Source organism: Flavobacterium sp., assembly GCF_023151265.1.
Lineage (GTDB): Bacteria > Bacteroidota > Bacteroidia > Flavobacteriales > Flavobacteriaceae > Flavobacterium.
Genome location: NZ_JAKLJH010000100.1, coordinates 1 through 9961 on the forward strand (window position 1 = coordinate 1; position 9961 = coordinate 9961).

Consider the following 9961-nt stretch of genomic DNA (forward strand, 5'->3'; position numbering starts at 1 on the left):
CTTTGTTTTCCTTTTTAAGAATTTTCTCTCTCCATTTTAATTCGTCTTCTGGAGTTAGTTTGCCTTTTCTTCTAAGTTTTTCAAATTTTTCTTTATCTTTTTCTAAATCTTTTTTGTTGTTATCAATTTTAGATTTAGCTTTTTCGATATTGTTTTTAGCTTTTTCCCTTTGGGCTACCGCTTTTTCAGCTTGTTTTAGTTCCTTTTCAGCTTTTTTCTGAGCTTTTTCTGCTTCTTTTTTTGCTTTTTCTGCCTCTTTTAGAGCTTTTTGACGCTCTTTTTCTGCCTTTTGTTGCTCTTTAATTATTTTTTCTTCTGCTTTGATTCTTTCTTTTTCGGCTTTTTGTTGTTCAAGAAGCATTTTCTCTTGCTTTACTTTTACACTGTCAATTACAGTTTCTTGGGCTAATGTGGCTTGTAAACTAAATAAACCTACTAAAATTAAAAATTTAATTTTCATGATTTTGGATTTTAAAATTATCTTTACAAATGTAACAAAATTCAAGCCAAAGTATGAATAGATTTATTTATCTCCTTATAATTGTTTCCTTATTTTCGTGTAGAGAGTTTAATGATATTAATGAAAAAAATATTAATGTTAATCAGAACCTAAATCAGAATAATGCTCTTTCGGATAATTTTGATTTTTTGCCAACTTCAACCACAAGTGATGTTTACAATCGCAATTCGTATTCTTTTTCATATTCTGAAGAGCATGAACAAAGTGAATGGGTTGCCTATTATTTAGATAACGATGATATAGCAAATACTAATTTTGAACGACCTTTTTTTGAACAAGATCCAATAGTAAAAACAGAATCTGCTGATTGGAGAAATTATAAAAAGTCAGGTTATGATAAAGGTCATTTGTGTCCAGCGGGAGATAGAAAAAAATCATTTGATGATTATACAGAAACTTTTTTTACTTCTAATATTAGTCCGCAAGAACATGAGTTTAATTCGGGTGTTTGGAATCGTTTAGAGGAAAAAGTAAGATATTGGGCAACAAAAAATGATGGATTATATGTAGTAACAGGCGGTGTTTTGAGTGATAATTTAGAAACTATTGGTAAAGAAAGTGTTTCAGTACCTAAATATTTCTACAAAGTACTATTGTCTAAAGATGGTTCTAAAATGATTGGTTTTCTTGTTCCTCATGAAAATTCGAAGCAGCCTTTATATGAGTTTGTCGTTTCTGTTGACGAAATAGAAAAGATGACAGGTATTGATTTTTATCCTAATTTAGAAGATGAAATCGAAAATCAATTAGAATCGAAATCAGATTATAAGGATTGGAGTTTTTAATTACCATTCATTAACTTTATTGGCATCTAGCTTTATAAAAATAAAAAGTAAAATGGTAAATGCCCATAAACTCGAGCCTCCGTAAGAGAAAAAGGGTAGAGGTACTCCAATTGTTGGGAATAATTTAATCAACATGGCAATATTTACAAAGAAATGCGTAAACAGATAAGTTGCTACGCAATATCCATAAACCCTACTGAATTTAGTTTTTTGGTTTTCTGCTAAATAAATTATTCTTAAAAATAAAGCAACGAATAGTAAGATAACAACGGTGCTTCCTATAAAACCCCATTCTTCACCTACAGTTGTAAAAATGTAATCGGTATGTTGTTCAGGAACGAAGCCACCTTTTGTTTGAGTTCCTTCTAAATATCCTTTACCTATTAAACCACCAGAACCTATGGCAATCATCGACTGATTTAGGTTGTAACCTTCTCGTTTCATATCGACATCATCACCAATTAAAACGTTTATACGGTCTTTTTGATGCGGTTCTAAAACACTATCATATACATAACTTACCGAGAAAGCAAATCCCGCCATTACTAAGTAAAGTAATCCGTAAACAATAGGGTTTCTAGAAATTTTTCTATTAAATATGTAATGAATTACCATTATTACAAATACAATTCCAATTAAATAAATGGGTTGAATTACTAATGATAGAAAGAACAATGCAATGGCAATTATACCCGAAAAAAAGTACCAACTTGGCAATCCTTCACGATTTAAAACAAAGATTAGTGATATGAAAATCATGGCACTACCAGCATCGGGTTGCATTAGGATTAACAAAACAGGTATAAAAACGATTGCTAAACCAATTATTTGATGTTTAGTGTATTTTAAGTTAATTTGGGAGTAACTTAAATATTTTGCCAATAATAAAGCAGTCGCTGTTTTAACAAATTCGGAAGGTTGAAATCCAAATCCTCCAAATTGATACCAGTTGGTTTGACCTTTCTTGGTAACTCCAAAAACAAATAAACCGAGTAATAGTATGATTCCAATGCCATAGAATACAAATGAAAGGCGTTCAAAAATCTTGGCATCACTGAATAAAATTATCAGTATCAAAGGAATGGTTAACCCAATAAAAAGCATTTGACGACCATAGATTTGTGAAATATCAAAAATAGAAGTTTCTTCTAATGGTAATGATGCGGAATAAATAGTCATCCAGCCCATTATTACTAAAGCTATGTAAAGTAATATGCTGATGTAATCGATTCTATTTCCTACGCTTTGATTTTTCATTTAGTTTTCCTCTTCTTCTTTTTTGGCTTCGCTAATTTCTACATTAATTTTGTTTAATGAATCTTGAACTCTTGTTGGATCTACTTTTCTCTGGAAAATAATGTTTTCAATTTTTCTGTATTCGTCTTCAATGCTTCCGTTAAGCATTCTATCTTCTAAATCTTTTCGACTAATTTTTCCGTTTAAATATTTTTCAATCATTAAGGTCGCAATTGGTCCAGCCCAACGACTTCCCCAATAGCCATTTTCAATAAAAACAGCTAAAGCAATTTTTGGATTTTCTCTTGGAGCAAAAGCCACAAAAATAGAGTGATCTTTTAATTGGTAGGTTTTTCCGGCAACTCTAATTTTATTTTCGGCTGTTCCTGTTTTACCACAAATTTTTATTCCTTCTACTCTTAATCCGGAAGCGGTACCAAAATTATACACATCTTCCATTCCTTGAATTATAGGTTCAAAATATTGCTTATCAATTGTTGTATAATGCTTTGTTGTGTATTTTTTATCTAAATTTTGACCTTTGATTTTCTTAACTATATGAGGTGTAAAGTAATATCCTTCGTTTGCAACAGCAGCCATCATGTTAGCTAATTGAATTGGTGATGTTAAAACTTCTCCTTGACCAATTGAATTTGAAATTATATACGAACTTCTAATTTTAGCACCATTATAAACTCTTTTGTAAAGTTTAGAATCTGGAACTAAACCTTTTGTTCCAATAGGCATATCAGTACCTAAGAACTGACCCAAACCAAAACTTTTTACGTGGTTCGCCCAATTGTCAACACTATAATAAGAATCTTTATATTTTTCTATAGTTCTTTTGTAAGTATGACCAAAATAACTGTTGCACGATTTATAGGTTCCGTTATTTAATTGTAAGGTGTGAAGACCACAGTGGCATTTCATGAAACGACCAAAATTTGCTCCATGATTACAATAAAAGGTAGTTTGTTCGTCAATAACTTCTTCTTGTAATCCAATTAATCCAGTTACAATTTTAAATGGTGAACCTGGAGGATATGTGGCTTGAAGACTTCTATCATACAATGGTTTTGAAATCGAATCGTTGTATAAAGCAGTGAAGTTTTTAGAACGTTGTCTACCTACTAAAAGCGCAGGATCGTATGTTGGGGCAGAAACCAAGGCTAAAATTTCTCCAGTTTTAGGTTCAATTGCAACAATTCCACCTCTTTTATTAATCATTAACTCTGTGCCATATTGTTGAAGCGCGTGGTCTATGGTTAGGGTAAGGTCTTTACCTTGTTGAGCAATGGTATCAAACTTTCCTTCTTTGTATGGGCCAATAATTTTGTTGTGTTTATCACGAAGTAAATATTTCACTCCTTTTACACCTCTTAAAATTTCTTCATATTGTTGTTCAACCCCTTGTTTTCCAATCAAATCACCACTGTTGTAGTATTTGTTTTTTTTCAGAATGGCTTCGTTTACTTGTGTTATGAATCCAAAAATATTGGCACCTTCTTTAACTTGATAATCGCGTAAAGAACGTTTCTGCGTATAAAAACCTTCAAATTTTCTTTCTTTTTCCTGAAATGCCGCGTATTCTGCCTTATTTAATTGCGATAAGAAAACTGAGGGTAACATTGGGCTGTACACTCTTGCTTTTTCTACTTTTTTGATAAAATCGGCTTTAGTGATGTGTAAAAGTGAACAAAATTCGGTAGTATCGATGTCTTTAATTTCTCTTGGTACCACCATGATATCATACGATGGTTGGTTGGCAACTAATAATTTACCATTTCTATCATATATGTAACCTCGCTCCGGAAAATCAAATACTTTTTTAATGGCATTGTTTTCGGATTGTAGTTTTAAATTTTCATCAATTACCTGAAGGTAAAATATTCGAGCAATCAGGATAACCGAAGTAATTATAATTACGGCGGGTAATAAAGCTTTTCTCATCGCTTACTTGGCTTAATTATATTTAGAATTAGTAAACATATAGTAAACGTAAAAATAGTACTGAAAAGTGTATGCGTCAATATCGTAAATAATAAATCGAATCTAAAATATTCAAAAAAGAATAAGGTAAAATGATGAATAAAAATGGCTAATAGCAATAAAGTAATGCGTTCTGGCGAAATTTTATCAGCAATTTTTACCGTTTGATATTCGTAACTTAATCCAAATGCAAATTTAAAAAGCGATGGTCTTAAGTAAGCCAAAACTAAAGAAGCCATCGTGTGAATTCCGCCCGAATTACAAAACATATCCAAAAGAATTCCCATTGCAAAACTTCCTAAAAGTAAAACACTTTTATTGCTATTAACTGGATATAATAAAATAAACAAAACATACGGATACGGGTTTAAATACCCAAACATATTAATATTATTAAATATTAAAAGCTGTAAGAGTAAAAAAACTACAAATCGGATGCTATTTAAAACGCTATTGTTCACTTATTTTTTTGGTGCTGTGGTTGCTGTTTCGAGTTGTCTTTTTTCTTTTTTTCTTTTGTTTTCAATCACATAAACATAGCCTAGAGATGTCATGTCATTAAACAAACGAATATTTATTGTGTAATAATTTGTCTTCTTATCAATAAAGATTTTATCAATTTTTCCAATCGGTATGTTCTCAGGGAAAATATCTGAATTACCACCTGTTACAATAGAATCTCCATGTCTTAATGAGGCTAATCGAGGAACGTCAATTAGTTGGGCAAAACCTACATTTCTTCCATCCCAAATTAACGAACCAAAATGGTTTGAATTCTTAATTTTAGCATTAATCTTCGATTTAGTATTCAAAACACTTTGAATGGTAGAATAATTTGGAGATGTTTTTTCTATAATTCCAACAATTCCTTTATCATTAACCACTCCCATGTCTACTTCAATTTTTGAATTCTTTCCTGAGTTAATGGTAATGTAGTTTTCTCTTGTATTGAAGCTGTTTTTTACCACTTTTGCTACCACAACATTGTAATTGTTGAGGTCGTTTCTAAATAATGTTTTAGAAGTTAAAATGGTGTCTTTTTTGTTAAAAAGCAATTCCTTAAGTAAAGCATTTTCAGAAGCTAAATCTTTATTTTTTTGCTTTAAACTAAAATATTCATTTACCTCATTCACTTTTTCATAGTATGCACCAGTAACAGCGTTAGCCGAATTTACATACTCGCTTCGGTGATAGGAGTGCGATTTTACAACCAAAGAAAATGAGATGCCCAAAAGCAGCAAAAACAGCAAACGATGGCTGTTTTTTATGATAAAATTAATTATTTGCTGCATGGACTATTTTTTATTTAATCAGGATTCCTTTGTATTTGTTGATATTCTTTAAGGTCATTCCCGTTCCTCTTACAACGGCTCTTAAAGGATCTTCTGCGATGTAAACAGGTAAATCTGTTTTCATTGAAATTCGTTTGTCTAAACCTCTTAGCATCGAACCTCCACCTGCTAGGTAAATACCTGTGTTGTAAATATCGGCAGATAATTCAGGTGGCGTTTGTGATAAGGTTTCCATAACTGCATCTTCAATACGTTGAATCGATTTGTCTAATGCTTTTGCAATTTCTCTATACGATACATCAACACGTTTTGGTTTTCCGGTTAATAAGTCTCTTCCGTCAACTGCCATATCTTCTGGTGGGCTGTCTAAATCTTCAGTAGCTGCACCAATTTGAATTTTTACTTTTTCAGCGGTAGTTTCTCCAACAAATAAATTGTGTTGCGTTCTCATGTAGTAAATGATGTCATTTGTGAAAACGTCTCCGGCAATTTTAACCGATTTATCACAAACAATTCCGCCTAAAGCGATAACTGCAATTTCTGTTGTACCACCTCCGATATCTACAATCATGTTTCCTTTTGGTTGCATAATATCTAAACCGATACCAATTGCTGCTGCCATAGGTTCATGAATCAAATATACTTCTTTACCATTAACACGCTCAGCCGATTCTTTTACCGCACGCATTTCCACTTCTGTAATTCCCGAAGGAATACAAATTACCATACGAAGCGCTGGCGTAAACAATTTCTTTTTTAACGCAGGAATACTTTTGATGAACATTTTTATCATCTGCTCAGAAGCATCAAAATCAGCAATAACCCCATCTTTCAAAGGACGAATGGTCTTGATGTTTTCATGAGTTTTACCTTGCATCATGTTGGCCTCTTTACCTACAGCAATAATTTTGCCAGTAATTCGGTCTCTTGCAACGATAGATGGACTGTCAATCACGACTTTATCGTTGTGAATGATTAGAGTATTTGCGGTACCAAGGTCGATTGCGATATCCTCGGTCATGAAATCAAAAAATCCCATAAGTTTGATAAGGGTTTAGCGTTTTTTTGTATAATAGTATTCAACTCGCAAAATTATAAAAATAATCTGGAATAAATACAAATAAAAAGCGCATTAAAATATTTTTTTTAATGCGCTTCCAAAATATGTTTTGTAAGTGAAATTTTAATGTTTGAAATGACGAATTCCAGTGAACACCATTGCCATGTTATTATCGTTGCAATAGTTGATGCTTAATTCGTCTTTTATTGAACCTCCTGGTTGAATTACCGCAGTAATTCCAGCTTTGTTTGCGATTTCAACACAGTCTGGGAATGGGAAGAAAGCGTCACTTGCCATAACTGCACCGGTTAAATCAAATTCGAATGAAGTTGCTTTTTCAATAGCATGACGTAAAGCATCTACTCTTGAAGTTTGTCCCGTACCAGAAGCACATAATTGTTTGTTTTTTGCAAATACAATTGTGTTTGATTTTGTGTGTTTACAAATTTTTGAAGCGAACAATAAATCTTCTATTTCTTCTGCTGTTGGAGCAACATTTGTAACCGTTTTTAAATGGTCTTTAGAATCCGTTACGTTGTCTTTATCCTGAACTAAAACTCCGTTTAAGCATGTGCGAACAGTCGTTTCTGGCAAAGCTACTTCGTTTTGGATTAAGATGATTCTGTTTTTCTTTTCTTCTAAAATATCAATTGCTTCTTGGTCATAAGACGGAGCAATTACTACTTCGCAGAACAATTGGTTAATTTCATTCGCTGTAGCCACATCAATTTTTCCATTCGCAATTAAAACACCTCCAAAAGCCGAAGTTGGGTCACCTGCTAAAGCATCTAAATATGCTTCTTTCATTGTGTTTCTTGTAGCTAAACCACAAGCGTTGTTGTGTTTTAAAATCGCAAAAGTTGGATTGTCGTTTTTGAATTCGTTCATTAAATTCACAGCCGCATCAACATCTAATAAATTGTTGTATGACAATTCTTTTCCGTGAACTTTGGTAAACATTTTGTCGAAATCACCATAGAAAAATCCTTTTTGATGTGGATTTTCACCATAACGCAATACATTTCCGTTTTGCTCGCTGATTTTTAAAACTGGTTCTTCAAAAACTTGGTTGAAGTAGTTAAAAATCGCCGAATCATAATGTGAAGAAACATTAAAAGCTCTTGAAGCTAATAATTTTCTGTTTTCTAATGTTGTAGCTCCGTTGTTTTCGGTATAGAAATTCAAAAATGATGCATATTGCTCAACTGAAGGAACTATTACCGTGTCTTTGAAGTTTTTAGCAGCTGCTCTGATTAACGAAATTCCACCGATGTCGATTTTTTCGATAATATCTTGTTCGCTAGCGCCAGAAGCAACGGTTTTTTCAAACGGATACAAATCCACAATCACTAAATCGATTTGAGGAATGTTGAATTCTTTCATTTGCTCCACATCACCAGCATGATCTTGACGGTTTAAAATACCACCGAAGATTTTTGGATGTAAGGTTTTTACTCTTCCGCCTAAAATTTCAGGGAAAGCTGTAATATCTTCTACAGCGACAACAGGAATGCCTAAATCTTTAATAAAAGTTTCGGTTCCGCCGGTAGAATAAATGGTTACATTGTTTTGGTGAAGGGCTTTAACAATAGGTTCTAAACCGTTTTTGTCAAATACAGAAATCAATGCCGAAGCAATTTTTTTTGTTGTGTTCATGGTGTTGTGTTGTTGTATCTGAATAAGTCTCAGATAAGTGTTGTTGTTTTATTCCGCTACGCTCCATACAGTTCGGCTCGCCTCGGGTTCGTGGTGCAAAAGTAGTTATACTTCTTAAAATAGTCAAACTTTATTGGAAGGGATTTTTTTAAAAAAAGAAAACCACTAAAAAAGTGGTTTCTTAATTTATTTTTGAAAATATTGCATTGTGAAATCAAGGAGTTGTTTCTTAATAGCAACAATACTATCAATCCCATTAACTTCGTATTTCAATCCATTAAGTTCAATGAAGTATTTGTTTTTTGAGCATGTTATTTTACAAATAATTTTTTTGTTGTTGTCATCAACTAAAATATTAAAACTATTTTTTTGATCTCTGTATGAAATTCTATCAGAATCAATTTCTTTTTTATGAATAAGAATTGTTTTTATCGCATGGTAGATTTTTAATTCTTCTGCAGTAGTTATGACAACATTGCCATTTTTAGATTCTTCTTCAATTACTTTTGGTAGAGCATTTTGAATTGAATTTGAGTTTATTAAGCTTCTCAATTTACTTTTTACAGTGTCTGTCATTCTTTTACCTTGCATTCTATTAAAAATTGCTTTGATAAAGTCGTCAGATGGATCTGATAATTCAGTTGCGAAAGCTTCATTGAAACCTTGTAAAAAGTAAAATTCTGAAGCTTCTTCTAATAATTCCTTAATATCAATATTGTTTCTGTGGAATTTCGAAAGATTTTCAAAAAGCGAATCATTTAATTCTGAAAAATCTAATACAAGGAATGGTGTTACGTTAAGATTTGTTTCTTTGTTAGATTCGTCAGGACAATAAAATCTCCATTCTATTCCATTTGTTAAAATTCCAAGTTTTGAACTTGGTGTGTTAATGAAATAACCATTTAATTGAGATGCTTCTTTATCGGTTAAATTTTTTCCATATTTCTTACATTCAACTAAGATTTCTGGATTTTTACCTTTTATAATTAATCCAATATCTGCCTTGTCGTTTTTTTGTCCCCAACCAGCATTTATCTCTGTTAACATATCATCTAGTCTGCTGTAGCCTAATATTTCGATGATTGGTTCAATAAGATATTGCCTTGTTTGAGCTTCATTTGTACATTTTTCTTCAAGTTTTGAAAAATCAAATTTAGTTAGTGATTTTTTAATGACTGTAACAAATTGTTTATTGATTGGCATACTGAAATTTTTTATAGTTGATACCAAAGTTAATTATTTTTTTAAATAAGAAAATAAGTATTTCCGTAAAATTGAAATAAAATTCTTATTGAATATAAATAAATTCCCTCCAACTGTAACATTTTCCCTCATTGCTCTACTTATTAGTAATAGCTCAGTATTATGCTTTTATATTTACGATTACTTTCAGAAAGTTTCAGTTTTGCCATCAATGCGTTGC

General features: G+C 31.9%; 9 protein-coding genes. 1 reads left to right on the top strand and 8 read right to left on the bottom strand.

Annotated elements, in window-relative coordinates; genetic code table 11:
* A partial coding sequence (locus L6Q46_RS09970) for a hypothetical protein (protein ID WP_291284173.1) occupies window positions 1-460 on the bottom strand: 460 nt, incomplete at its 3' end.
* A 53-nt stretch (window positions 461-513) separates the two neighbouring features.
* Here L6Q46_RS09970 and L6Q46_RS09975 point away from each other — a divergent pair.
* A complete protein-coding gene (locus L6Q46_RS09975; RefSeq protein WP_291284174.1) occupies window positions 514-1305 on the top strand; it encodes a DNA/RNA non-specific endonuclease in 792 nt (263 codons plus the stop codon).
* On the opposite strand, the gene rodA is transcribed toward L6Q46_RS09975, so the two are convergent.
* From rodA to L6Q46_RS10010, 7 genes are all read right to left on the bottom strand, one after another.
* A complete protein-coding gene (gene rodA, locus L6Q46_RS09980; protein ID WP_111567362.1) occupies window positions 1306-2562 on the bottom strand; it encodes a rod shape-determining protein RodA in 1257 nt (418 codons plus the stop codon).
* Window positions 2563-4491 carry a penicillin-binding protein 2 gene (mrdA, locus tag L6Q46_RS09985; protein ID WP_291284175.1) on the bottom strand — a complete coding sequence of 643 codons (1929 nt, stop codon included), beginning with the start codon at window positions 4489-4491 and terminating at the stop codon, window positions 2563-2565. It lies immediately after the preceding gene.
* Window positions 4488-4913: a rod shape-determining protein MreD gene (locus L6Q46_RS09990; protein WP_363315876.1), complete on the bottom strand. Its 426-nt coding sequence runs from the start codon at window positions 4911-4913 to the stop codon at window positions 4488-4490. Before L6Q46_RS09990 ends, mrdA begins: the two co-directional genes overlap by 4 nt.
* Before the next feature lie 78 nt (window positions 4914-4991).
* Window positions 4992-5822, bottom strand: coding sequence for a rod shape-determining protein MreC (gene mreC / locus L6Q46_RS09995; RefSeq protein WP_111567359.1), 831 nt, complete (start codon window positions 5820-5822; stop codon window positions 4992-4994).
* Window positions 5823-5832: 10 nt separating this feature from the next.
* Complete coding sequence (locus tag L6Q46_RS10000) at window positions 5833-6861, bottom strand: rod shape-determining protein (protein ID WP_026725280.1); 1029 nt, start codon at window positions 6859-6861, stop codon at window positions 5833-5835.
* Between the two features lie 144 nt (window positions 6862-7005).
* Window positions 7006-8538 carry a bifunctional phosphoribosylaminoimidazolecarboxamide formyltransferase/IMP cyclohydrolase gene (purH, locus tag L6Q46_RS10005; protein ID WP_291284177.1) on the bottom strand — a complete coding sequence of 511 codons (1533 nt, stop codon included), beginning with the start codon at window positions 8536-8538 and terminating at the stop codon, window positions 7006-7008.
* 186 nt (window positions 8539-8724) lie between these two features.
* Window positions 8725-9741, bottom strand: coding sequence for a type I restriction enzyme HsdR N-terminal domain-containing protein (locus L6Q46_RS10010; protein WP_291284178.1), 1017 nt, complete (start codon window positions 9739-9741; stop codon window positions 8725-8727).
* Between the last annotated feature and the right edge of the window lie 220 nt (window positions 9742-9961).